The organism is Pseudomonas floridensis (assembly GCF_002087235.1).
In the GTDB taxonomy this organism is placed as follows: Bacteria; Pseudomonadota; Gammaproteobacteria; order Pseudomonadales; family Pseudomonadaceae; genus Aquipseudomonas; species Aquipseudomonas floridensis.
In genome coordinates this window covers 1-23,239 of sequence record NZ_MUIO01000087.1, presented here as the reverse complement: position 1 = coordinate 23,239, position 23,239 = coordinate 1, and the positions used below count along the sequence as shown (strand labels likewise).

The window sequence follows — 23,239 nt, the reverse complement described above, 5'->3', positions numbered from 1 at the left end:
TAAAATGCCCATTCATCGGAGGATGATGAAAGACAGTTGGCTCCCACGAGCACGCGCTTGAACTCAAAGGGTGGACCGCTGTTGTAGGAGTGGACTTGTCCACGAAGAGGTCTTTTCAGACACTGCATTCAGGACGGATGCGCCGGGGTCTTCGCGAGTGAGCGTGCTCACAAAGACCGGGCCTCAGGCGCTGGATCCTGTCCGGGCTTTACGCCACAACATCAATAGACGTCCCTTCTATAGCGCCCCTGCTCGATCAGCTCGATGACGGCCTGTTCACCGAGCACTTCGTTCAGCACCTGATCAACGCCCGCTGCCATGCCGTGCACGCTGCCGCAAATGTAGATCGCTGCGCCTTCATCCAGCCATGCACGCAATTGTTCAGCCGAATGATGCAGCACGTCCTGCACATACACCTTTTCTGCCTGATCACGGGAAAACGCCAGGTCCAGTTGCGTCAAATCTCCCGATGCCAGCCAGCCCTGCAATTCTGCGCCGCAGTGAAAATCATGGGCCCGGTTACGTTCGCCGAACAGCAACCAGTTGCGCGTTTGTCCCTGAGCGATGCGCGCCTTGAGCAGACTGCGCAAGCCGGCCAGCCCCGTGCCGTTCCCCAACAGAATGAGCGGCACCGGCTCGACCGGCAGGTGGAAGCTGCTGTTGCGGCGCAGACGCAGACTGATCGCGCCGTGAAGCCCGGCATGCTGGGTCAGCCAGCCGGAACACAGCCCCAGGCTGCCGTCGGGGTGAATCTCCTGACGGACGATAAGTTGCAGACAACCGTTTTCAGGAATCGAGGCAATGGAGTATTCACGCGCCGATACCGGCACCAGCGCATCGACAAGCGCCTGCGCGTGCAAGCCGACCAGATGAGCCCGGTTATGCGGCAACTGACGCGTCGCCAGCGCTTGAACGAGCGGCTCGCGCAGGCCTTCCACATGAACATAGGTAGCCGGATCGATACCCAGCCCGCTCAGGAAATGCACCACGGTCTGATCGCTGTTGCGAGGCAGAATTTCTACCAGATCACCCGCCTGCCAGCTCATGGTGCCGGGCGCGCTCAGGTCCAGCAGGTAGACACCCGCCCCCAGGCTGCCGGGGTTCAGGTGTTCTCGCCGGGTCAATGTCCAGTTCTCGAAAACCGGTGTTTTCCAGAATGAAGAAGGCGCGCTGCCGGTCAGTTGTCCCACGTGCCGTTGCCATTGCTGGAGCGCGACAGGATCGGCGCTGTCGACTTCGACCGGTGCGAACAACGTGCTGCCGCCACGCTCGGCCAGCCAGTCATGCAGACGATGGGCGAAACCACAGAAATGCTGATACTGCCGGTCACCCAGCGCCAACACGGCGTAGTTGAGCGTGTCCAGCGCCAATGGGCGACCCAGCAGCGTGCGCTCGAAACCACGCGCACTGTCCGGCGCTTCGCCATCGCCGAACGTGCTGACCACGAACAGCGCGTTACGGCTCTCGCGCAAGTCCTGCTCGGTCATATCGCCAAGCCGCTGCACCCGCACTGGCAAGCCTGCGGCCTGCAACTGGCCAGCGGTCTGCCAGGCCAGTTGTTCGGCGAAACCACTCTGACTGGCAAACCCGATCAGCCAGGACGAAGCGTAAGGCGCAGCGCTGGTCGATACGTCGCCACGGGCGGCCCTGATCTGACGCTTCTTGCGCCGACGATCCAGATACAGCAACCAGCCTGTGATGAAAAACAGCGGCATCATCAACGACGCAGCGGTCATCACGAGACGGCCGACGATGCCGAAGTAGCTGCCCACATGCAGCGCGTAATTGCTGGTCAGCAGTTGTGCGCCCAGACTGCGTTCTGCATACCTGGAAACCGCGCTGACCTTGCCACTGGCGGGGTCCAGCGTAAGGCTGTTCAGTGCCCGCGGATGAGGGGAGTCCTTGAGCAGATAGAACACGGTCGCCGTTTGACCGCCAGCAGGCGGCAGGCGCAGGTTGTAGGCGCTGAGTTCAGGGCCGGCGGTCCTTTGCAGGCTGTCCCAGATCGCCACGTAATCCACCACCAACGGCGCAGGTGGCGCGGCCTTCTGGCCCGGACTCCCGCCACGTCCCGGTCCGCCTTTGCGCTGCTCGGTCGGTGCATCGCCCAGCAGTCGGTTCAGGCCATTGCTGACCCAGTCATAGGACCAGTTCAGGCCGGTAATCGCGAACAACAGATAGAACAGCAGGCACCAGGTGCCGAAAACGGAATGCAGATCCCAGTTGAAGCTGCGGCCTTTCTTCGCCCAGTCCAGGGTCAGCCAGACACGCCAGTTCAAGGGTTTGCGCGGCCAGCGCAGGTACAGGCCCGACAGACAGAAAAATACCAGAATCAGCGTGCATGCCGCAGTGATCTGTTTACCCACTTCACCCATGGCCAGAAAACGGTGCAGACGCAGCACGAAGTCGAAAAAGTCCTCGCCTGTGCCGTCGCCTTTCAGTTCTCCGGTGTAGGGATCGAAGTTGCGTTTGGGCCCGCGGCGTTCGCCCGGCGCAGGTGTGAAATACACCTGAGCGACGCGATTGCCGACGGTCTCGACCCGCAGGATGGCGACGGTCAGTCCGGTTGCAGACTCCAGCCGGCGGACCAGTTCAACGGGCGGCAGGGTTTCGCCCTGCGGCTTGACCAGCAGCACAGTCGGGTTGAGCGCATCGAGAATTTCGTCCTCGAACGAATACAGCGCGCCGGTGATGCCCATCAAGGCCAGCACCAGCCCTGCGGATATCCCGAAGAACCAGTGCAACTGGAACAATACTTTCTTCAACACTTGCGCCCCTCGACCGGCATTCCCCGACGCACTGAGTGCGTCCACTGTAATGGTGTAAACCTGTATGGCCGTCGGCCTTATACAGAAAAACCCCGCTTACCTGAATAAGCGGGGTTGGCCTTGCGACGCGTCCTAGAAGTGGAAGCTGGCGTTCATCAAGGCAGTGCGGCCAGCAGCGACATGGGCATAGTGCGTCTGGAACACCTGATCGAAATAACGCTTGTCGGTCAGGTTCTGCACATTGAGCTGCAGGTCGACGTTTTTGGTCAATGCATACGTCGCCATCGCATCGTAACGCCAGTAGGACGGGACTTCGACCGAATTGGCTTCGTTGCCGAAGCGCGAATCGACATACGTCGCGCCGCCGCCAACGGTCAGCTTCGGCATGAGCTGGTAAGTGGACCACAGATTGAAGCTGTTGCGCGGAGTGCTGGGCAGGTGATTGCCCTTATCCGCCGCCAGCGTGGTCTTGAGCAGTTCGCTCTCCATGTAGGTGTAACCGCCATACACTTTCCAACGGCTGCTCAGGTTACCCGCGTAGGTGAACTCCAGGCCCTGAACACGCTGCTCGCCATCGAGCACCTGGAACGTGGTGTTGTCCGGGTCGGTGATCCGGGCATTGGTTTTGTCGGTGCGGAACAGAGCAGCGGTCAGCGACAGGTCGTCACCGAAGAAGTCCCACTTGGTGCCCAGCTCGTAGTTGCGGTTCTTTTCAGGGTCGAGATCGGCGTTATTGAGCGCTAGCTCGAGGCCCCCGTTACCGCTGGTTTCACCGGACGGGTTGCTGGAGGTGGACAGCGCAGCGTAGACGCTGCCATTCGGTGCCGGTTTGTAGACCACGCCCAACTGGTAGTTCCAGAGCTGGGTGGTCTTCTGGCGGTCGAAGTTGGCTGCAGGCGTTGTACCGCGTGCCGTCGCGAAACCGCTGGAGCGCGTATCGTAATGGTCGTAACGCAAGCCCATGTTCACCGACCACTGTTCGTTGAGGGTCAGGGTATCGAATACGTAGGCAGCGCTGGTTTTGGTGTCGGTATCGGTGTAGGCCAGACTGTCGGCACTCACGCCATTCCAGGCATCCTTGGGCGAAGGATCGGCCAGGCTCGTGCAGTTACCGGACCGGAACAGCGCAGCCGAGCAGGTGCTGGCAATCGCGCTGCCGTTGGCATTGGTGATCGTGTACGGACGGTTATGGGTGTCCTGATAGGAGAACTCCAGCCCCGTGACCAGGCTATGACTGATAAAACCGGTGTCGAACTTGCTGGTCAGGTCGGTCTGGTTGACGAAGCCGCTGGAGGTGGAGTTACGGCTCTTGGCCGAACGCGACACGCTGCCATTGGCGACGTTGCCACGGCTGTCGTCAGGGTTGGTAACCACGTAATCCAGGGTCGAACGCGACATGCGGAAGCTGTTGGAGAGCGTCATGCTGTCGCTCAGATCGTGCTCGATCCGAAGGGTGCCGCTGTCGTTGCTGCTCTGGCGATAGTCTCGCCCGGTCAGGCCGTAGAAATTGCTCCTGTCGACACTGGCCGGCTTATCGACGACGTACTTGCTGCGCCCAGGCGTCACGGTCAGGGGAATGCCGTAGTCCGGCATGTCGTCGGTTTCGAGATGGTAGTAGTCCAGTTTGATCCGGGTGTCAGTGCCCAAACCGAAGGCGAACGACGGCGCCACGCCCCAACGGCTGACATCGACGTCATCACGGCCCGCTACATTGGCGTCGTGTTTCATCAGGTTCAAGCGGAACGCCGAGGTATCGGTCATTTGCTGATTGACGTCCAGGGTATAGCGCTGGGTCTGATCGGAACCGAAGGTATAGCCGCCGTTATAAGCGTTGCCCAGATGCGCGCCCTTGGTGATGAGGTTCAGGCTGCCGCCGGTCGAACCCGCTCCCGTGAAGGCAGAGCCCGGACCTTTGCTGACCTCGACGGATTCAATATTGAATATCTCGCGCGACTGGGCCGCGACATCGCGCATGCCATCGACGAACACGTCACTCTCGGCATTGAAGCCACGAATGATCGGCCGGTCAGCTGCCGGGTTGCCACCTTCGCCAGCGCCGAACGTAATGCCGGGCGTGGTGCGCAATGCGTCGGTCAGGCTGGTCGCGCCGGTATCGCGGATCACCTGCTGAGGGATCACCGTCACGCTTTTGGGTGTATCGCGCAGCGGCGCCGTGTATTTCTTCGACGCCGAATCTTCGGACTTGTAAGAGGTGTCTGCCTGATCGCCGGTGATGTTGGTTGCACCCAGTGACAAGGCTTTCTCATCGGAATTTTCAGCAGCGTGAACCATATGAGCAGCCGACATCGCAGCAATGGCCACCCCTACAGCGGAAGCGATCGAACGTTGCGGACCTGCGTGAAGCGTCAGTGATTGGCGTGACATTGTGAATCCTCCCCCAAGGCAGTCAAGGCGGCGAAATATAGTGCAAACGAATCTCTGTAGCAATTGAGATTTATTAGCATTTGCGCAGAAATATTATTTCTGCACATCCTGTTCACAAAAATTTCACGGCAGATTCGATTTAGCTTCAATCAGTGTTGTACAGCACCAATGGTAATCACTATCATTCGCAACCTTTTGCCCGTTTGGTGCCGTGATGCTTCTACACATTCCAGGTCTGTTCGATCACGGTGAAGTCGTACGCATCCGGGAAGCGTTACAGCAAACCGAGTGGGCGGACGGAAAAATCACTGCAGGTTTCCAGTCGGCCAAAGCCAAGCGCAACCTGCAATTGCCTGAGGGTCACCCTCTGGCGCTGGAGATTGGCGCAGCGATACAGGAGCGACTCTGGCTCAACCCGCTGTTCATGTCGGCCGCATTGCCACACAAAATCTTCCCGCCTCTTTTCAATTGCTACAGGGAGGGCGGCAGTTTCGATTTCCATATCGACAACGCGGTACGTCAGCCACCGAGGGGCGCCGAGCGGTTGCGCACCGACATCTCGTCCACGCTGTTCTTCAGCGATCCCGATGATTACGACGGTGGTGAGCTTGAGATTCAGGACACCTTTGGCGTCCGGCAGATCAAGCTGCCTGCGGGCGACATGCTGGTCTACCCCGCCACCAGCCTGCATCGAATCAATCCAGTCACACGCGGCGCACGTTACGCGTCTTTTTTCTGGACCCAGAGCCTGGTCCGCGAAGACAGCCAGCGCACGCTGCTGTTCGAGATGGATACTGCAATTCAGCAACTGACCCGTGATGTGCCCGATCACCCCTCGCTCATTCAACTGACCGGCACCTATCACAATCTGCTACGCCGCTGGGTCGAGGTCTGAACGTGAACTGGAATCTAGCCAGAAAAGAGCTGTTGGACAGCAATGACCTGCGGGCCATGCTGGACGAAAGTCCGGCGCGAGCTGCCCGGGCGATTCTGGCAGCGTCGGGGCAAGGCAATGTCGACGCACAAGCCTTACTGGGGCAGATCCTGCTCGACGGCCGCGGCATCCAGCGCGATCCGTCTCTGGCAATGACCTGGTTCCGGTTCGCCGCCGATCAGGGTCATGCAATGGCGCGCAACATGCTGGGACGCTGTTTCGAACACGGCTGGGGCTGCACGCCCGAGCCTGCGCGAGCCGCTTTGCATTACCGGAAAGCGGCCGAACAGAACCTGGACTGGGGTCTCTACAACCTGGGTAATCTGCTGGCCACGGGGCGAGGCGTTGAGCGGGATCATCACCAGGCGATTGCCTGTTACCGCAAGGCAGCCGACCTTGGCCATGCCAAATCCATGAACCTGCTGGGACGCTATCTGGAGGACGGCATAGCAACGCAGCGCGATCCATCGTCAGCGCATGAGTGGTATCGACGCTCGGCAGAAGCCGGAGATTTCCGTGGCCAGTTCAGCCATGCCACGGTACTGGCGGAACGGGGCGAGATAGAACAGTCCGTCATCTGGTTGAAGAAAGCGCTGAGTGGCGGGAATCTGAATTTTTTCAGGGTGAGCCGCGCCGTATTGCTCAATGCGCCTCACCCGGCTATTCGAACGTTGTCTGAAGGCTATCACCAAAAAGCTGCCGAACTGGGCGACGAGACTGACCGCGCCGCCTTACATGACTTCAGCCTGTCCCGGTTGGCTCACGGCTCAGCTCACCCTGATAATCGACGTGTGTATGGACGTGACCGATTAGCCGTACGCCCCACTCCTATGCCTTGAAATCGTCGACCATCTTGAACGTCCATAGCTACTTTTCGCACCAAAAAAAACCCATGAAGATTCATGGGTTTTTCAATGACGCGAAGAGTTACAGGTAGAATGCTTTCAACGGCGGGAAGCCATTGAACTCCACCGCGCTGTAACTGGTGGTGTAGGCACCGGTCGACAGCCAGTACATGCGATCACCGATGGCCAGGTTCAGCGGCAGACCGTACTTGTAGTTTTCGTACATGATGTCAGCGCTGTCGCAGGTAGGACCGGCGATGACTACCTCCTCCATCTCGCCCTTCTTCTCGGTCCAGATCGGAAACTTGATGGCTTCGTCCATGGTTTCGATCAGGCCGGAGAATTTGCCCACATCGGTATAGACCCAACGCTCGACAGCGGTACGCGACTTGCGCGCAACCAGTACCACTTCGCTGACCAGAATACCGGCGTTGGAGATCAGCGAACGGCCTGGCTCCAGGATGATTTCCGGCAGGTCGTCACCGAAGTCTTCCTTCAGGAAGCGGATGATCTCCTCGGCGTAGGTCTCAAGGCTGTTGGTGCGGGTGATGTAGTTGGCCGGGAAGCCGCCACCCATGTTGATCAGCTTGAGTACAATGCCGTCTTCTTCTTTCAGACGCTCGAAGATCACCTTGACCTTGGCAATCGCGGCGTCCCAGACGCTGATGTCGCGCTGCTGCGAACCGACGTGGAAAGAAATACCGTAAGGCACCAGGCCCAGATCACGAGCCAGGATCAACAGGTCCATGGCCATGTCGGTCTGGCAGCCGAATTTGCGTGACAGCGGCCAGTCAGCCGTGGTCGAACCTTCGGTCAGGATACGCACATACACTTTGGACCCCGGTGCGGCCTTGGCGATGTTACGCAAGTCGGCTTCGGAGTCGGTGGCGAACAAGCGCACGCCCTTCTCGTAGAAGTAGCGAATGTCCTTGGACTTCTTGATGGTGTTGCCGTAGCTCATGCGATCCGGGGTCACGCCACAGCTCATGACCTTGTCCAGCTCGTAGATCGACGCGATGTCGAAGCTCGAACCCTTGTTCTTCAGCAGCTCGATGATTTCGACCGCGGGGTTGGCCTTGACGGCGTAGTAGACCTTGGCGAATTCGAAGCCTGCGCGCAAATCGTCGTAAGCCTTGCTGATGATGTCGGTATCAATGACCACGAAAGGTGTTTCCTGCTTGTCAGCGAACGCCTTCATTTTCTTGAAGGTTTCGGCTGAGTAGTAGTCTTCGACATTGATCGTCATGCTGCTGGAACTCCTATCTGGCAAACGGAATTGGTAAATGGGTGCAAATGAACGTCCTCCGTATCCCCACTTTGGTTCGCCTACTTCCCAAGGCATGTCGCCGAAAGCAAAAAGGCCACTGAAGGGCTTGCCTTCCTGGCCTTGCTGTCTCGTCGTCAGTACTTGAGCCGGATGGATCGTTTCCAGCATGGACGTTCGGCGCGAACTTTAGGGCGTGAGGGGACTGAGATCAACAAAAAATGTCGCGTTTTTACACGCGTTCGTCGCGGCCGCTGCGCTGGCCTCTTATGTAACGGACCGATGTGACAGGCTGATGTTCCTGAACGTGCGATATCGCGATCGGGCTCATGCGCCCGGCGATTGCTTTGCTGTCAGTGACGCAATGTCAAAAACCACCGCCATTTATCGCCTGCATCTGCATGGCCATCAGTCGAGACTCGGCAGTCTCCGGCGGTCACTTCGATTCACCGGATCCCCGGCGCAGTAGCCCATACGCATTCAACCCGCCTTTACCAAACGGACTGAGGGCGTCCGGACTGTTGAAACGCATGAGAACCGGGTTGTAGGCCCTAACGCCATGACCCAGAAGGTAATGGCCGGTAACAGGCTCGATGACCCAGACGTTGAAGCATTGTAACGGAGACGTTGGCGCACGCTCTTCACGGTAGCCGTAAAGCGTATAGACGAAGGCGGTTATTTGCCCGCCACAATTGGTATGCAGCACGCTTTTTTGCTGATCTGCAGTAATCTGGGCGATCAGCGACTGTCCATCCGCGAGGCGCTTTTGAAGCACAGGTGTATCGCCTGCTCTTATAAAAACATACTGTTCAGTGGCCGAAACCTCAGTCGCCAGATGCTGACGATTATAAAATCGCCGCGCCACTGATCCAGCCAGGAGCGTCATGCTCGCGATGCGATCCAACGGGTCATGCCTGTATCGACACAGTTCGCTCATCACGAGCCACTCGTTGAGGCTGGTTCGGGCACACAACAAACCGTAAAACGCAAACAGGGCTACTGGCACAAATACCAGTAGCCCTGTTCGATTACTCCGGCCCGAAATCAATAGCGCAGAGCGTTTCTACGTCAGGCCTGCGCGTCGCTCTGTGCAAGTTCAGCCGGTGACACGATGCTGGTCTTCATGCCGCGTGAGCGACCCGAACTCAGGTAAGCCGCAATCGATTCCTGAGTCACTTCACCCAGGAACACATTCTCGGCGTCCAGCACCGGCAGCCACGAACGGTTGAACTCGTACATGCGCGACAGCAGGATACGCAAATGCTCGTCGTACGCCGCCGTGCCATTGAACTCGCGCAGGAACTGGGCACAGGTGCCTTGCTGACGGTGCAGGTCGCGACGGCGGACGTAGCCCATTGCCTTGTTTTCGCTATCAGTGACGACGATGTAGCGACGGTCGTTTTCGTCCATCACGTCCAACGCATCGGCGACCGGGGTTTCCGGGCTGACCGATGGCGCATTGTCGGCCGCGTCTTCAGCCTTGACCAGCAACAGGCGCTTGAGCGTGCTGTCCTGACCGACGAAGCTGCTGACGAATTCATCAGCGGGATGCGCCAGCAAGGTGTCCGGGTGATCGATCTGCAGCAGCTTGCCGCCACGGAAGATCGCGATCTTGTCGCCCAGCTTGATCGCTTCGTCGATGTCGTGACTGACCATGATCACGGTCTTGTTCAGCGCACGCTGCATTTCGAAGAATTCGTTCTGGATCATCTCGCGGTTGATCGGGTCGACCGCGCCGAACGGTTCGTCCATCAACAGCAACGGCGCATCGGCCGCCAGCGCGCGGATCACGCCGATACGCTGCTGCTGGCCACCGGACAATTCACGCGGGTAGCGATGCAGGTATTGCTTGGGCTCCAGCTTGATCATGCTCATCAGTTCACGGGCACGGTCGTGGCACTTCTGCTTGTCCCAGCCGAGCAGCTTGGGCACGACCACGATGTTCTCTTCGATGGTCATGTTCGGGAACAGGCCGATCTGCTGAATCACGTAACCGATGTTGCGACGCAGGGTCACTTCGTCCAGACCGGTGGTGTCTTCACCGTTGATCAGCACCTTGCCGGAGGTCGGCATGATCAGACGGTTGATCATCTTCAGCGTGGTGCTCTTGCCGCAGCCCGACGGGCCGAGAAAGACGCAGATCTCGCCTTCGTTGACGGTGAGGCTGACCGAATCGACAGCCTTCACTTCTTTGCCGTTGCTCTGGAAAGTCTTGGAGAGGTTCTGGAGTTCGATCATTTCAGGAGTCCTTTTGGAGTCAGCGTGCGTTGCAGCCATTGCAGGAGAAGGTCAGCGATGATGGCCAGAATGCTGACCAGAACCGCGCCGACGATCAGCATCGACATATCGCTGCGGCTGATTGAAGCGAGAATGAGTACACCCAGACCACCGGCGCCGATGGTCGCGGCGATGGTCATAACGCCGATATTCATCACCACGGCGGTGCGCACACCGGCGAGGATGACCGGCACGGCAATCGGCAGTTCGACCATGCGTAGACGCTGGCCGAAGGTCATGCCGATGCCTTTGGCGGCTTCACGAATACCCGGTTCCACACCCGTCAGGGCCAGGTAGGTATTGCGCATGATCGGCAACAGTGAGTAGAGAAATACGGCGGTAATGGCCGGCATCGGGCCAAGGCCCTGGCCGAACTTGGAGTAAAACGGCAGCAACAGCCCGAACAAGGCAATCGACGGCACGGTCAGCAGCACGGTGGCGCTGGCCTGCAGCGGTCCGGCAAGTGCCGGGAAACGCGTCATCAATACGCCAAGCGGCACACCGACGACGATGGCCAGGGTCACGGCAATGCCGACCAGCGTGATGTGCTGCCAGGTCAGTTGCAGGACCTGAGCCCAGTCCAGATGGGAGAAGGCGCTCAAGAAACTCATATCGTCTCCTTCCTTAATTCAGGGGATGCTGACGCAGGAAGTCTGCGGCAACCGTGGAGGGGCTTTCATGGCCGACGTCGACGCGGGCGTTGAGTTCGATCATGGTCTGGTTGTCCAGCAGATCAGCCAGCGGCTTGAGCAGCGTGGCGATGTCCGGGTGGGCATCCAGATATTCCTGGCGAATGACCGGCGCGGCGGTGTAGTCCGGGAAGTAATGCTTGTCGTCTTCCAGCACCTTGAGCTTGAACGCGTTCAGGCGACCGTCGGTGGTGTAAACCAGGCCGGCGAACACTTGACCGTTGCGCAGTGCGGTGTAGACCAGACCGGCGTCCATCTGCCGTGTGTTTTCACGACCGAGATTCATGTCGTAATGCTTGACCATGCCGATCAGGCCGTCGGAACGGTTGGCGAATTCGGTGTCCAGCGCTACGACATGACCCTCTTTGGCTTCGTCCTTGAGCACCTTGGTCAGGTCGCTCATGGTGTTGACCTGCGGGTACTTGTCAGCCACTTTCTGCGGCAGTGCCAAGGCGTAGGTGTTGTTGAATTTCGAGGGAGAAAGCCAGACCAGGCCTTTCTTGGCATCGACTTCTTTTACACGCGCGTAGGTCTGCTCGCTGTCGAGCTTTTCATCGATGTGGTTGTACGCCACCAGCGACACGCCGGTGTACTCCCACAACAGGTCGAGCTGCCCGCTTTCCTGGGCGCTGCGCGCCAGGTTGCTGCCCAGACCGCCAGTGATCTGCACGTTGTAGTTCTTGGTGCGCAGGTATTGCGCGGTCAGTTCAGCCAGCATGGTCTGCTCGGTGAACACCCGTGCGCCAACACGCAGCAGCGGCTTTTCCGCCGCCTGGGCCAATACCGGAAACAACAGGGCAAGGCCTAAAAACAAACATAACTTTTTCATGGTATTTCCTTCGCTCAGCGAGTCAGGCCGCGTTCAAGCCACAGGCGGCTGGCCAGAATCACCAGGCCATCGAGCAGCAACGCCAGCAGAGCGGTACAGGCCGCGCCCAGCACCAGTTGCGGCTGATTGTTCAGGGCGATGCCGGGGAAGATCAGGCTGCCAAGGCTGTTGGCACCGATGAGAAACGCCAGCGGTGCCGTACCCACGTTGATCGCCAGTGCGACGCGCACGCCACCGATGATGATCGGCACGGCGTTGGGCAGTTCGACACGCCACAGCACCTGACGCGGCGTCATGCCGATACCGACGGCGGCTTCCTTGAGTGAACCCTGCACGTTCTTCAAGCCTTCATAGGTGTTACGCACGATGGGCAACAGCGAGGCGAGGAACAGCGCGAAGATGGCAGGCCCGCTGCCGATCCCGAGAATCCCGAGGGCAATGGCCAGAACGGCGAGAGGAGGAACGGTGTTGCCGATGTTGAAGATCTGCATGAAACGTTCGGCGCGGCCAACCATGCCTGGTCGGCTGAGGGCAATACCCGCCGGGATACCGACCACCAGGGCCGCGAGCATTGAAACCAGAACCAGAATCAGATGAGCCTGGAGATAGAACAGCAGGTCATCCTGATATTGCTTGATAGTACTGATGCCGATCCAGTGGATCAGCAGGGCCAGGAGCGCGATGACCACCGCACCTCCCAATAACCCCTTGCCATAGCGATTTGCCACGGGCGGACTCCTTATTTCAGTCGGCGAACGCGTTGACCTGGACATCCGTCAGGACGCCATCAATAACGTTCGCGAAGAGCAGCGGGTGGGTCGCCATTGAGGTTTGACCTCGGCGATAACACAAGCCATGAGCGCAGCTTCGTCAAGCCAACATGCTGATGATTCAGCCCCTGTCGTTGGCCTCGATACTGGCCTTGACGGGGGAGTGGACGTCTCCACGACCGGAAAGGTTCCCATGCGAGACATTATCTGGCCACCCCGGATCGACTGAACGGTTCGGTTATTGCCCGGACTTGAGCTATAATCTGCGCCCTTTTTTCAATCCCATTCCAGGCGATTTCCCATGACCCAACAGGCCGCCGAAGTCGCGAAACGCCGCACTTTCGCCATTATTTCCCACCCCGACGCCGGTAAAACCACCATCACTGAAAAGCTCCTGTTGATGGGCAAGGCGATTTCCGTCGCCGGTACGGTCAAGTCGCGTAAATCCGATCGTCATGCCACATCCGACTGGATGGAAATGGAGAAACAGCGCGGCATCTCCATTACCACCTCCGTCATGCAGTTCCCGTATCGCGATCACATGATCAACCTGCTGGACACTCCAGGCCACGAAGACTTCTCCGAAGATACCTACCGGACCCTGACGGCCGTGGACTCGGCGCTGATGGTTCTGGACGGCGGTAAAGGTGTCGAGCCGCGCACCATCGCCCTGATGGATGTCTGCCGTCTGCGTGACACACCGATCGTCAGCTTCATCAACAAGCTGGACCGTGACATCCGCGACCCGATCGAACTGCTGGACGAGATCGAAGCCGTCCTCAAGATCAAGGCTGCGCCTATCACCTGGCCGATCGGTTGCTACCGCGATTTCAAGGGCGTCTATCACCTGGCCGACGACTACATCATTGTCTACACCGCCGGTCATGGGCATGAGCGCACCGAGACGCGCATCATCCAGAACCTCGATTCGGACGAAGCCCGCGCTCACCTGGGTGACGAGTACGACCGTTTTGTCGAGCAACTGGAGCTGGTGCAGGGCGCCTGCCATGAATTCAATCAGCAGGAGTTCATCGACGGTCAACTGACGCCGGTGTTCTTCGGTACCGCGCTGGGCAACTTCGGTGTCGATCACGTGCTTGACGCCGTGGTCAACTGGGCGCCGATGCCCCTGGCCCGCGTCGCCAACGAGCGGACTGTGGAGCCTGCGGAAGAGAAATTCAGCGGCTTCGTGTTCAAGATTCAGGCGAACATGGACCCCAAGCACCGCGACCGTATCGCGTTCATGCGCATCTGTTCGGGCCGCTACGACAAGGGCATGAAAATGCGCCATGTACGCTTGGGCAAAGACGTGCGGATCGGCGATGCGCTGACCTTCTTCTCCTCGGAACGTGAACAGCTGGAAGAAGCCTACGCGGGCGACATCATTGGTCTGCACAACCACGGCACCATTCAGATCGGCGACACCTTCACCGAAGGCGAAAGCCTGGGCTTCACCGGTATTCCACACTTTGCACCGGAACTGTTTCGTCGCGTGCGCCTGAAGGATCCGCTCAAGTCCAAGCAATTGCGTCAGGGCCTGCAACAGCTGGCCGAAGAAGGTGCCACACAGGTGTTCTTCCCGCAGCGCAGCAACGACATCATTCTCGGCGCCGTCGGTGTGCTGCAGTTTGACGTGGTCGCCAGCCGCCTGAAGGAAGAATACAAAGTCGAATGCGCCTACGAGCCGATCACCGTGTGGTCAGCACGCTGGATCGACTGCGCTGACAAGAAGAAGCTCGAGGAGTTTGAAAACAAGGCCGTGGAAAACCTGGCACTGGACGGTGGTGGTCACCTCACCTACCTGGCACCGACCCGCGTGAACCTGGCGTTGATGGAAGAACGCTGGCCCGACGTGAAATTCCGCGCCACTCGCGAGCATCATTGATCAGCCAGCTCCACGGTCCATGTCGACCTCCCCGGACCGTGGGGCCAGGCACCGGGTGCATCCGTTCTGAATGCACCGTTTGAATAACCGTCTTCGTGGACAAGTCCACTCCCACAGCGCGTGAACTCCACCTGTGGGCGTGGACCCGACGGGGTATTCGTTCAAGCCTGACAAAGGGCAGGTAATCTTTAGGAAGAGCTCCAACGTGTACGTTCAGTGCGCATAGTTCTTCAGCTTCTCCTGCATGAAATCCAGAAAGCACCGAACCCTCAGCGCCAGCTGCGCATTGCGGTAATACACCGCGTGGATTGGCTGGCGATAGCCGCTGTCGGCGTGGCGCAGCAGTGCGACCAGCCGCCCTTCGCGCAGGTCTTCGTGGGTCATGAAATCGGACAGGCAGGCGATTCCGACACCTTCCAGCGCCAAATGCCGCAAGGTGTCACCGCTGGACGCCGACACCGCAGGCTTGATCTGGAAGCGGTCGCCATCGGCGTGGCGCAACGGCCAGTGATTCAGCACCTCCACCTGATTGAATCCCACCAGCGTATGGTGCGCCAGGTCCTCGACGGTCTGTGGCGTGCCGTGACGTTGCAGATAGGCAGGACTGGCGACGATGTTCAGCAGGCAACTGCCCAGGGAACGGGCGTGCAGGGTCGAATCGGGCAATGCGCCGATGCGGATCGCGACGTCGGTGTTCTGCTCCAGCAAATCGATGAACCAGTCGTCACTGTCCAGTTCCAGCTGGATGGCCGGATAGCGCTGCCGGAACTCCGCCACATGCGGCACTATCGAGTGCAACATGAACGGCGAAGCGGCATTGACCCGCAGCCGACCGGCCGGCGTCTGGCGCGACGAGGTCAGGTGTTCTTCCAGACTTTCCATTTGCTCGAGAATGTCCAGCGCACGGGCCAGAAAGAACTTGCCCTCCTCGGTCAGGTCCATGCGCCGCGTGGTGCGGTTGATCAGCGTGGTTTCCAGCTTTGCCTCGAGCCGCGACAGCGTGCGACTGATTCCCGAAGGCGTCTGCCCCATCTTCTCGGCGGCAGCGGAAATGGACCCGCTCTCGATGACCGAGACGAACACCTGCAACTCATCGGATCTGGCTTTCACTGATGTCCCCTGCTCAAAACACAGGGGATGTTAGCCGTGTTTCAGGCAAGGCCGCGAGGATATCCATGAACGTACGCAAAAGAGAGGCCGCAGGGCGAGACGGCCAGAGTGATGGCTCACCGGACGCTCCGCGTTGTTCATCACAACCTTCAGGCACCGAACACCTTGGCCAGGTGCGCCTCGTAGCGCTTCACGTCACCGTCGATGCTCGGCATTTTCATGACATCCACTGCCAGGAAGGTCGGCAGGCCGGTCATGCCGAGGAACTGATTGGCCTTGTGAAACGGGAAGTACACCGCATCCACGCCCTTGGCTTCGAAGAAGTCCGACGCCTCATCGAACGCTTGCTGCGGCGCGTTCCAGGTGGCTGAAATCATGTACTGCTTGCCGTGCAACAAACCGCCGCTGCCGTATTTCTGCGAGGCATCGGAACGGGTGCGCCCGTCGTTGGCGTACAGGCTGCCATGGCCTTCGGTGAACACTTCGTCGATGTATTTCTTCACCGTCCACGGTGCGCCCATCCACCAGCCCGGCATCTGCCAGACGATCACGTCGGCCCAGAGAAACTTCTGCACTTCCTCGGCCACATCGTAGCCGCCGTCAATAAAGGTTTCCTTCACGTCATGACCGGCGCGGTCCATGAACGCCACCCCGGCTTCGTGCAACGTCGCGTTGTAGCGGCCGTCGGAGTGAGCGAACTGTTTACCGCCGTTTAGGAACAATACTTTTTTCATGCCTGACCTCTGGAGGTTCGCACTCGGTCTTACGTTCAAGGCCGGGCGGCTCATTAATGGATGGAGCAAGAATAAAGACGAAAAGAGTTATGAATAAGCCGGGGATCAGCAAATGACTTTTGCGCTTAAGTCACGAATACAACATCAATTCTTGACTTAATATGCCGCCACTTTCAGCAGAGGAGCCCTCCCAAGATGAACGAACTTCACGGTTTCATCCTTCACGCCCACACCCGCCCGGAAAAATCAGCCGAATTCGAGGCGCTGTTTAGTTCGTATGTCGCACAAAGCCGCAGCGAGCCGGGCTGCATCGAATACCACACGCTGCGTGATCAACACGACCCGGCCTTATTCATCTTCTTCGAAATCTGGGGTTCGAAGGCGGACCTGGACGCTCATTCAGCCCAGCCGCACATGGCAGCATTTTTTGAAAGGCGTATGGATTATCTGGTCCGCGATTTCGAGATTCGTCGCATCGACATGCTCAGCCCTTCACTAGCAGGTGCAGCCCCAGCAACGCCATCCCGATAAAGAACGTTCGCTTGAATACGGTAGCGCTGATCCGCCCTCGCAACCACTGACCGAACGACATGCCGAGCAGCGCAGGAATCAGCGCCAGCAGTGATGCACCCAACTCCTTGCCACCCAGCGCGCCAGTCGAGGACAACCCGATAGCCAGGGCCAGCGTCGAAACCGTGAACGACAACCCCAACGCCTGCACCAGTTGATGACGCTCCAGCCCCAGCGCCTGTAGATAAGGCACGGCAGGAATTACGAACACGCCGGTCGCTGAAGTGATGACCCCGGTGATAAAACCGCACACTGGCCCGAACCAGCGCTCAAGCTTCGGCTGTATCTTGAGCGTTGGCAGGAACAGCCCGCTCAGCGCATAGAGCAACAACGCTGCGCCCAACGCCCGCGTCATGGAGTGAACGCCGTTCAGACCCAACCAGAACGAACCGGTACAGGTGCCGATGAACACCATCGCCAGCATGGGCCACAGCCGTCGAACCAGCGAACCGAGGTGGCCGCCCGTCGTCAGTTGCCAGAAATTAGTCACCACCGAGGGAATGATCAGCAATGCGGCAGCCTGCGCTGGAAGCATAGCCAGCCCCAGCAGTCCCATTGCCACCGTCGGCAAGCCAAGGCCAATGACGCCTTTGACCGCGCCCGCTAGCAGAAAAGTGCCAAACACCAGAGCAACAAGGCCGACCCCCAGTGTCTGGTAAACCGCGAAGAATGTATTCATGGCCTGATCTTGCACATGAAAAGGTCTGTTGAATATCTGGCATATACTCAGCGAGCCTCAGGCAGGAGCAGAGGCTGAACCCAGACAGGCCAATCCTCTTATGCACTTCGATCTCACCGACCTGCGCCTTTTTCAGCACGTCATGCAAACCGGCAGCATCACCGCCGCTGCCACACGCAGCCATTTGTCTCTGGCGTCGGCCAGTGCGCGCGTTCGTGCGATGGAAGCTTCATTGCAGGCACCGTTGCTCGAACGGGGACGCCGCGGCGTGACGCCAACCCCTGCGGGCAAGGCACTGGCACAGCATGCGCGGCTGATTCTGCAGCAGGTCGAACGTATGCAGTTCGATCTGGCCGACTATGCCAAAGGCTTCAAAGGCCAAGTGAGACTGCTGTGCAACACCTCGACGCTCAGTGAGCATCTGCCAGAACGCCTGGCGGATTTTCTGGTGACGCATCCCAGCATCGACATCGATCTGCAGGAGCAGCCCAGCCTGCGCATCCTGCATGCGCTGCGTCACGGGACGGCGGACATCGGAATCATTTCCGACGCGGTAGACGCCAGCGACCTGCAGACACGACCTTTTCAAGATGATCCGTTGACGTTGATCACGCCGCTCGATCATCCGCTGAGCGGGTTAGACCAGGTCAGTTTCGCCCAGGCATTGAATGAAGAGTTTGTCGGTCTGGCGGCCAGCAGTGCACTGGGCATCTATCTGGAAGAACAGGCACTGCATATCGGCCAGCGTTTGCGTATCAGGGTGCGGGCCGAAGGGTTCGATGGTGTGTTGCGCATGGTTGCCCGCGGTGCCGGACTGGGAATCGTGCCGCAGGCGGCAGTGGATCGCGCAGCTCGTCCGCTGCATTTTGCCGCCGTGCGACTGAGCGACACTTGGGCCGACCGCACCCTGCTGCTCTGCGCCGCCGACTTCAACGCCCTGCCCGGTTATGCCAGAGCGTTGCTCGATGCATTGGCGCAACGCTCACCGTCATGAAGCCGACTTGCGTCGCAGATACGGCTACAGCGTGCTGGCCTTGCGTTCACGCAGGTACGCCACCACGTCGCTCTGACTGCCCGCGAACTCGATACGCGATGCCTTGTGTTCGCGCTGATAGGCGTACATCGGGTCGTAATATTCGCCGAGCAGGCCTTCGATCCAGCCGCGATGCAGGTCAACGTCGCCGCTGCGGCGCTGTTCGTCCAGCGCGTCCTGCATGATCGTTTGCAGTCGCTGCAAGCGCTCGCCACCGAGTCGTTTGTGGATGTTTTTCAGGCTTTGCAGCAAGCGCTCGGCGAACAGGTCAAAACCGGTTTCCTCACCATTGAGGCTGATGAACTCGGCACACAGATCGGTCACGTAATCGCGAAGAATACGCTCGACCCGGTTTTCGAAGCTGTCTTCCAACCACACCATCGAGCAATCCTGCATGAGCTGATGCAGTTCCAGGGGCACGTTGCAGCTGCCGACCAGACGGCTTTCATCCTCCAGCACGAACTGCTCGATACCGGCGGCGCGCTTCTTGAGCACGTCGATGGCCAGACGGTTCTCGAAATCGATCTGCGCTGGCTGGCCCGTTGCGCGCTTGCCGAAACTGGAACCGCGATGGTTGGCGATGCCTTCCAGATCCAGGCTGTTGGCAAGTTGGGTCAGCACCTCGGTCTTGCCGGTGCCGGTCATGCCGCCTAGCACCACGAAATCACACTCGGTCACCGCCTCGTGCAGGGTGTCGAGCAGGAAGGTACGCATCGCTTTGTAGCCGCCGAGAATGCGCGGGTAATCGACGCCCGCATCCTTCAACCAGCGTTGCACGGTCTGGGAACGCAACCCGCCACGGAAGCAATACAGATAGCCATTCGGATTGGCTTTGGCGAACGCCAGCCAGGCCTCGACACGCTCATCCTTGACCGGTCCGCAGACCAGTTGATGGCCCAGCTTGATCGCCGCTTCCTGGCCGTGCTGCTTGTAGCAGGTGCCCACTTTCTGCCGCTCCAGATCATTCATTAGCGGCAGGTTGACCACGCCCGGAAACGCGCCCTTGGAAAACTCCACCGGCGCCCGTGCATCCATCATCGGCACATCGTTGAGGAAAAGTGCGCGGTAATCACTGCTGTTGTCGGCCATCAGAACACCTCGACGGCGTGGGTCTGTCGCTCGAGCAATGTGCCGATCGGGTTCAGTTGCAGGCCCAGTTCGGCAGCCACGGCCAGAAACCCGGCCTCCCCTTCAGGCGTGACCGCCACCAGCAATCCACCGCTGGTCTGCGGGTCGCACAGCAGGTCGCGCTGGGCGTCGCTGAGGGAAGCGATCTTGTCGCCATAGCTCTCGAAGTTACGCAAGGTGCCGCCCGGCACACAGCCCTCGGCGATGTAATGCTCGACGCCCGGCAGACGCGGTACGGCGGCGTAGTCCAGACGCGCCGTCAGGCCTGCGCCGTCAGCCATTTCGACCAGATGGCCCAGCAGACCGAAACCGGTCACGTCGGTCATCGCCATTACCCCGGCCAGCTTGCCGAAACGGCTGCCCGGCTTGTTCAGGGTGCACATCCAGTCCCGCGCCAGACCGACGTCCTGCTCGCGCAGCTTCGCCTTCTTCTCGGCGGTGGTAAGGATGCCGATGCCCAGGGGCTTGGTCAGGTACAGCGTGCAGCCTGCCTGGGCAGTGTCGTTGCGCTTCATGTGTTTCTTCTGCACGACGCCGGTCACCGCCAGCCCGAAGATCGGCTCGGGCGCGTCGATTGAGTGCCCGCCCGCCAGCGGAATACCCGCGGCATCGCAGACCGCTCGCCCGCCACGGATCACTTCGCGGGCCACTTCCGGCGGCAGCACATTGACCGGCCAGCCAAGAATGGCGATGGCCATCAACGGATCGCCGCCCATCGCATAGATATCGCTGATTGCATTGGTCGCCGCAATGCGGCCGAAATCGAACGGATCATCGACGATGGGCATGAAGAAATCGGTGGTCGACACCACGCCGCGCTCCTCATCCAGAGCATAGACAGCGGCATCGTCACGCGAGGCGTTGCCGACCCACAGGTTCGGGTCCAGGTTCTGCGCGCCACTGCCAGCCAGGATCACGTCCAGCACCTTGGGGGAAATCTTGCAGCCACACCCAGCTCCGTGACTGTACTGGGTCAGGCGGATTGGCTCACTCATCGCGACACTCTCGGTAACGGGGAAACAGGCTGCGGAGTCTAGGGTCTGTTGCGGTTTGAGCGCAAACCATCGCGCTGTTCGGTTGCGTCGATCGGTCAGCGGGCCTGCCGAACTGGCCTTTCTCGCTGTGCCTCTTATAATCGCGCGCTCCAGTACCGAATCCATCGAGGCGTGCCTGCTCACTCAGGGTCGCCTTGCCTTATCGTTTTTTCCGCCATTGAACCGGAGAACTCCATGCTCAAGCGCACCCTGGCACTCGCTGCCGGCCTTGCCCTGTCCTTTACCGCACTGACCAGCCATGCTGCCGATGTGCTGCGCGTGTCGGCCATCCCCGACGAAGCGCCCACCGAACTGCTGCGCAAATTCAAGCCGCTGGGGGCCTACCTCGAACAGCGCCTGGGCATGAAAGTCGAATTCGTTCCGGTTGCCGACTACCCGGCAGTGGTCGAAGCGCTGGCGACCGACCGTCTGGACATGGCCTGGCTGGGCGGTTTCACCTTCGTGCAGGTCAACCTCAAGACCGGCAACGCCGTGCCACTGGTCCAGCGTGAACAGGACGCCCAGTTCACCAGCAAATTCATCACGTCCGACCCTAACGTGAAGAGCCTGGCCGACCTCAAGGGCAAGACGTTTGCCTTCGGTTCCGTGTCATCGACTTCCGGCAGCCTGATGCCGCGCTATTTCATGCTCAAGGAAAACATCAAGCCGGAAACCTTCTTCAGCCGCGTGGCTTACTCGGGCGCGCATGACGCGACCGCTGCGTGGGTACAGGCGGGCAAGGTCGACGCGGGCGTATTGAATGCCAGTGTGTGGGACAAACTGGTCGCCAACGGCAAGGTCGACACCAGCAAAGTGCGCGTCTTCGCCACCACACCGACCTACTTCGATTACAACTGGACCGTGCGCGGCACGCTGGACAAGGGGCTCGCGGCGAAGATCAAGCAGGCGTTCCTGGACCTGGATCCGGCGAACCCCGAGCAGAAGGCGATTCTTGACCTGCAGGCCGCCAGCCGCTTCATCGAGACCAGACCGGAAAACTACAAGGGCATCGAAGAGGCTGCCCGCGCTGCCGATCTGCTGAAATGACTGTACGCCTGTCCGGGGTCGAGCTGCGTCACAGTAACGGTACGCTGGCGCTGAGAGGCCTGGAACTGAGCATTGCCCAGGGCGAACGGGTGGCGATCATCGGCCCGTCTGGCGCTGGCAAGACCACGCTGCTCAACCTGCTGGCCAGCGCCCTGCCGCCGAGCGCGGGGCAGCTGGAAATCCTGGGATCAAGTCCTTGGCAACTTTCCAGTCGGCAGCGTCAGCAGTTGCGCCGTCGAATCGCGTTGATTCATCAGGCCCCGCCCTTACCGCCGCGTCAACGGGTGGTGACGGGGGTGTTGGCGGGCAAGCTCGGGCAGTGGGGTTTGGGCAAGGCGCTGCTGAACCTGCTGCATCCGCTCGATGTGCCGGGTGCGCGGGAGGTGCTGACACGTCTGGACCTGGCCGACAAACTGTTCGTGCGCTGCCAACAACTGTCCGGCGGCCAACTGCAACGGGTCGGCATCGCCCGCGCCTTGTATCAAGGGCCGGAACTCATGTTGGCGGACGAACCGGTCTCGGCGATGGACCCGCGTCTGGCGGATCATACGCTGGCGCTGTTGTGCATACACGCCGTCGAGCACGGTGTGACGCTGGTCGCCAGTCTGCATGCGGTTGAACTGGCGCTGGCACATTTCCCACGTGTGGTCGGCGTGCGTGACGGACAGATTCATTTCGATCTGCCCGCCCATGAAGTCAGCCCGAGGCACCTTGAAACGCTGTACGCAAACGAGCAGTTGAGCACCTCGCCAACGGCTACCGCGCCTGCCGTGCCCTGGACGCCGCGATGCTGAGTCGGGACCAACGCGACCCTGCTGCGTTGCCGCGCCTGTTGCTGGCGCTGCTGGCTGTGGCTTTGCTCTGGCCTGGCATTCGTCTGTCCGAGCTGAATCCCGCTGTGCTGTTACAAGCCGAGAATGCCCGAACGATGGGTGGCTTTCTGGCCGGCTTCTGGCCGCCCGCCCATGATCCCGAGTTTTTATCGCTGCTGATCGACGCCACGCTGCAAACGCTGGCGATCGCCACAGCGGGCATGGCTCTGGCGCTGCTGCTGGCGATACCCGCCAGCCTGCTGGCCAGCTCGGCGCTGTCTCTGTCAGCCGCCTCGCGCGCAGGTCGCCCCGGCTGGCTCGGCCAGTGCCTGCGCTGGCCGGTGCGCGGTCTGCTGATCTTCCTGCGCAGCGTGCCGGAAATCGTCTGGGCGCTGCTGTTCGTGCGCGCCGTTGGGCTCGGTCCCACCGCAGGCGTGCTGGCCATC

21 protein-coding genes are annotated in these 23,239 nt (G+C 59.8%); 8 read left to right on the top strand and 13 right to left on the bottom strand.

The window, feature by feature from the left end; translation table 11 throughout:
* Window positions 1-221: 221 nt before the first annotated feature.
* The gene (locus BZK31_RS20835) at window positions 222-2,765 is read right to left on the bottom strand and encodes a PepSY domain-containing protein (protein WP_083185021.1); all 2,544 of its coding nucleotides are present in this window, start codon (window positions 2,763-2,765) and stop codon (window positions 222-224) included.
* Between the two features lie 135 nt (window positions 2,766-2,900).
* Window positions 2,901-5,153 carry a TonB-dependent receptor gene (locus tag BZK31_RS20830; protein WP_083185019.1) on the bottom strand — a complete coding sequence of 751 codons (2,253 nt, stop codon included), beginning with the start codon at window positions 5,151-5,153 and terminating at the stop codon, window positions 2,901-2,903.
* A gap of 214 nt (window positions 5,154-5,367) precedes the next feature.
* Between BZK31_RS20830 and BZK31_RS20825 the strand changes: the two genes are divergently transcribed.
* Together BZK31_RS20825 and BZK31_RS20820 are read left to right on the top strand one after the other, a co-directional pair.
* Window positions 5,368-6,048, top strand: a complete 681-nt coding sequence (locus BZK31_RS20825; RefSeq protein ID WP_083185017.1) for a Fe2+-dependent dioxygenase — start codon at window positions 5,368-5,370, stop codon at window positions 6,046-6,048.
* A gap of 2 nt (window positions 6,049-6,050) precedes the next feature.
* Complete coding sequence (locus BZK31_RS20820; protein WP_083185015.1) at window positions 6,051-6,926, top strand: tetratricopeptide repeat protein; 876 nt, start codon at window positions 6,051-6,053, stop codon at window positions 6,924-6,926.
* Between the two features lie 88 nt (window positions 6,927-7,014).
* Here BZK31_RS20820 and BZK31_RS20815 read toward each other — a convergent pair whose 3' ends face one another.
* The 6 genes from BZK31_RS20815 to BZK31_RS20790 all read right to left on the bottom strand — a co-directional run bounded on the left by BZK31_RS20815 (window position 7,015) and on the right by BZK31_RS20790 (window position 12,764).
* Entirely contained in the window at window positions 7,015-8,178 is a 1,164-nt protein-coding gene (locus tag BZK31_RS20815; protein WP_083185013.1) for a type III PLP-dependent enzyme, read from the bottom strand.
* A gap of 454 nt (window positions 8,179-8,632) precedes the next feature.
* Entirely contained in the window at window positions 8,633-9,133 is a 501-nt protein-coding gene (locus BZK31_RS20810) for an RHS repeat-associated core domain-containing protein (protein WP_083185011.1), read from the bottom strand.
* A gap of 131 nt (window positions 9,134-9,264) precedes the next feature.
* Entirely contained in the window at window positions 9,265-10,434 is a 1,170-nt protein-coding gene (locus tag BZK31_RS20805) for an osmoprotectant ABC transporter ATP-binding protein OsmV (protein ID WP_083185009.1), read from the bottom strand.
* Entirely contained in the window at window positions 10,431-11,084 is a 654-nt protein-coding gene (locus BZK31_RS20800) for an ABC transporter permease (RefSeq protein ID WP_003400010.1), read from the bottom strand. Before BZK31_RS20800 ends, BZK31_RS20805 begins: the two co-directional genes overlap by 4 nt.
* Window positions 11,085-11,097: 13 nt before the next feature.
* The gene (locus tag BZK31_RS20795) at window positions 11,098-11,991 is read right to left on the bottom strand and encodes a glycine betaine ABC transporter substrate-binding protein (RefSeq protein WP_083185008.1); all 894 of its coding nucleotides are present in this window, start codon (window positions 11,989-11,991) and stop codon (window positions 11,098-11,100) included.
* Window positions 11,992-12,005: 14 nt separating this feature from the next.
* Window positions 12,006-12,764 carry an ABC transporter permease gene (locus BZK31_RS20790; RefSeq protein ID WP_415639765.1) on the bottom strand — a complete coding sequence of 253 codons (759 nt, stop codon included), beginning with the start codon at window positions 12,762-12,764 and terminating at the stop codon, window positions 12,006-12,008.
* Between the two features lie 298 nt (window positions 12,765-13,062).
* Between BZK31_RS20790 and BZK31_RS20780 the strand changes: the two genes are divergently transcribed.
* The gene (locus tag BZK31_RS20780) at window positions 13,063-14,646 is read left to right on the top strand and encodes a peptide chain release factor 3 (RefSeq protein WP_083185005.1); all 1,584 of its coding nucleotides are present in this window, start codon (window positions 13,063-13,065) and stop codon (window positions 14,644-14,646) included.
* 213 nt (window positions 14,647-14,859) lie between these two features.
* Here the strand turns inward: BZK31_RS20780 and BZK31_RS20775 are convergent, their stop codons facing one another.
* Entirely contained in the window at window positions 14,860-15,756 is an 897-nt protein-coding gene (locus BZK31_RS20775) for a LysR family transcriptional regulator (protein ID WP_083185004.1), read from the bottom strand.
* 149 nt (window positions 15,757-15,905) lie between these two features.
* Window positions 15,906-16,490 (bottom strand): NADPH:quinone oxidoreductase MdaB, encoded by a 585-nt coding sequence (gene mdaB, locus BZK31_RS20770; protein ID WP_083185002.1) that lies wholly within the window; start codon window positions 16,488-16,490, stop codon window positions 15,906-15,908.
* 195 nt (window positions 16,491-16,685) lie between these two features.
* Between mdaB and BZK31_RS20765 the strand changes: the two genes are divergently transcribed.
* Window positions 16,686-17,021, top strand: a complete 336-nt coding sequence (locus tag BZK31_RS20765) for a putative quinol monooxygenase (protein ID WP_083185000.1) — start codon at window positions 16,686-16,688, stop codon at window positions 17,019-17,021.
* On the opposite strand, the gene BZK31_RS20760 is transcribed toward BZK31_RS20765, so the two are convergent.
* Window positions 16,975-17,739, bottom strand: coding sequence for a sulfite exporter TauE/SafE family protein (locus BZK31_RS20760; protein ID WP_083184999.1), 765 nt, complete (start codon window positions 17,737-17,739; stop codon window positions 16,975-16,977). The genes BZK31_RS20765 and BZK31_RS20760 overlap by 47 nt on opposite strands.
* 100 nt (window positions 17,740-17,839) lie before the next feature.
* Here BZK31_RS20760 and BZK31_RS20755 point away from each other — a divergent pair, with 100 nt between their 5' ends.
* Window positions 17,840-18,733 carry a LysR family transcriptional regulator gene (locus BZK31_RS20755; RefSeq protein WP_083184997.1) on the top strand — a complete coding sequence of 298 codons (894 nt, stop codon included), beginning with the start codon at window positions 17,840-17,842 and terminating at the stop codon, window positions 18,731-18,733.
* A 24-nt stretch (window positions 18,734-18,757) separates the two neighbouring features.
* Here the strand turns inward: BZK31_RS20755 and mnmH are convergent, their stop codons facing one another.
* Together mnmH and selD are read right to left on the bottom strand one after the other, a co-directional pair.
* Window positions 18,758-19,861: a tRNA 2-selenouridine(34) synthase MnmH gene (mnmH, locus tag BZK31_RS20750; RefSeq protein WP_083184996.1), complete on the bottom strand. Its 1,104-nt coding sequence runs from the start codon at window positions 19,859-19,861 to the stop codon at window positions 18,758-18,760.
* Window positions 19,861-20,895, bottom strand: a complete 1,035-nt coding sequence (selD, locus tag BZK31_RS20745; protein WP_083184994.1) for a selenide, water dikinase SelD — start codon at window positions 20,893-20,895, stop codon at window positions 19,861-19,863. Before selD ends, mnmH begins: the two co-directional genes overlap by 1 nt.
* A 234-nt stretch (window positions 20,896-21,129) precedes the next feature.
* Between selD and BZK31_RS20740 the strand changes: the two genes are divergently transcribed.
* From BZK31_RS20740 to BZK31_RS20730, 3 genes are all read left to right on the top strand, one after another.
* Window positions 21,130-21,981, top strand: a complete 852-nt coding sequence (locus BZK31_RS20740) for a putative selenate ABC transporter substrate-binding protein (RefSeq protein ID WP_083184992.1) — start codon at window positions 21,130-21,132, stop codon at window positions 21,979-21,981.
* On the top strand, window positions 21,978-22,775 hold the full coding sequence (locus BZK31_RS20735; protein WP_083184990.1) for a phosphonate ABC transporter ATP-binding protein: 798 nt from the start codon (window positions 21,978-21,980) through the stop codon (window positions 22,773-22,775). The genes BZK31_RS20740 and BZK31_RS20735 overlap by 4 nt, the downstream gene beginning before the upstream one ends.
* Window positions 22,769-23,239 (top strand): PhnE/PtxC family ABC transporter permease (locus tag BZK31_RS20730; protein ID WP_425273301.1); only part of this gene is annotated, 471 nt, incomplete at its 3' end. The genes BZK31_RS20735 and BZK31_RS20730, both read left to right, overlap by 7 nt.

Excerpts from the sequence above, each read along its gene's own strand:
- BZK31_RS20755 (WP_083184997.1), top strand. The coding sequence starts at position 17,840 with ATGCACTTCGATCTCACCGACCTGCGCCTTTTTCAGCACGTCATGCAA.
- BZK31_RS20810 (WP_083185011.1), bottom strand. The coding sequence starts at position 9,133 with ATGAGCGAACTGTGTCGATACAGGCATGACCCGTTGGATCGCATCGCG.
- mdaB (WP_083185002.1), bottom strand. The coding sequence starts at position 16,490 with ATGAAAAAAGTATTGTTCCTAAACGGCGGTAAACAGTTCGCTCACTCC.
- mnmH (WP_083184996.1), bottom strand. The coding sequence starts at position 19,861 with ATGGCCGACAACAGCAGTGATTACCGCGCACTTTTCCTCAACGATGTG.
- BZK31_RS20805 (WP_083185009.1), bottom strand. The coding sequence starts at position 10,434 with ATGATCGAACTCCAGAACCTCTCCAAGACTTTCCAGAGCAACGGCAAA.
- BZK31_RS20790 (WP_415639765.1), bottom strand. The coding sequence starts at position 12,764 with ATGTCCAGGTCAACGCGTTCGCCGACTGAAATAAGGAGTCCGCCCGTG.
- BZK31_RS20815 (WP_083185013.1), bottom strand. The coding sequence starts at position 8,178 with ATGACGATCAATGTCGAAGACTACTACTCAGCCGAAACCTTCAAGAAA.
- BZK31_RS20800 (WP_003400010.1), bottom strand. The coding sequence starts at position 11,084 with ATGAGTTTCTTGAGCGCCTTCTCCCATCTGGACTGGGCTCAGGTCCTG.
- BZK31_RS20780 (WP_083185005.1), top strand. The coding sequence starts at position 13,063 with ATGACCCAACAGGCCGCCGAAGTCGCGAAACGCCGCACTTTCGCCATT.
- BZK31_RS20765 (WP_083185000.1), top strand. The coding sequence starts at position 16,686 with ATGAACGAACTTCACGGTTTCATCCTTCACGCCCACACCCGCCCGGAA.
- BZK31_RS20760 (WP_083184999.1), bottom strand. The coding sequence starts at position 17,739 with ATGAATACATTCTTCGCGGTTTACCAGACACTGGGGGTCGGCCTTGTT.
- BZK31_RS20825 (WP_083185017.1), top strand. The coding sequence starts at position 5,368 with ATGCTTCTACACATTCCAGGTCTGTTCGATCACGGTGAAGTCGTACGC.
- BZK31_RS20740 (WP_083184992.1), top strand. The coding sequence starts at position 21,130 with ATGCTCAAGCGCACCCTGGCACTCGCTGCCGGCCTTGCCCTGTCCTTT.
- BZK31_RS20735 (WP_083184990.1), top strand. The coding sequence starts at position 21,978 with ATGACTGTACGCCTGTCCGGGGTCGAGCTGCGTCACAGTAACGGTACG.
- BZK31_RS20795 (WP_083185008.1), bottom strand. The coding sequence starts at position 11,991 with ATGAAAAAGTTATGTTTGTTTTTAGGCCTTGCCCTGTTGTTTCCGGTA.
- selD (WP_083184994.1), bottom strand. The coding sequence starts at position 20,895 with ATGAGTGAGCCAATCCGCCTGACCCAGTACAGTCACGGAGCTGGGTGT.
- BZK31_RS20830 (WP_083185019.1), bottom strand. The coding sequence starts at position 5,153 with ATGTCACGCCAATCACTGACGCTTCACGCAGGTCCGCAACGTTCGATC.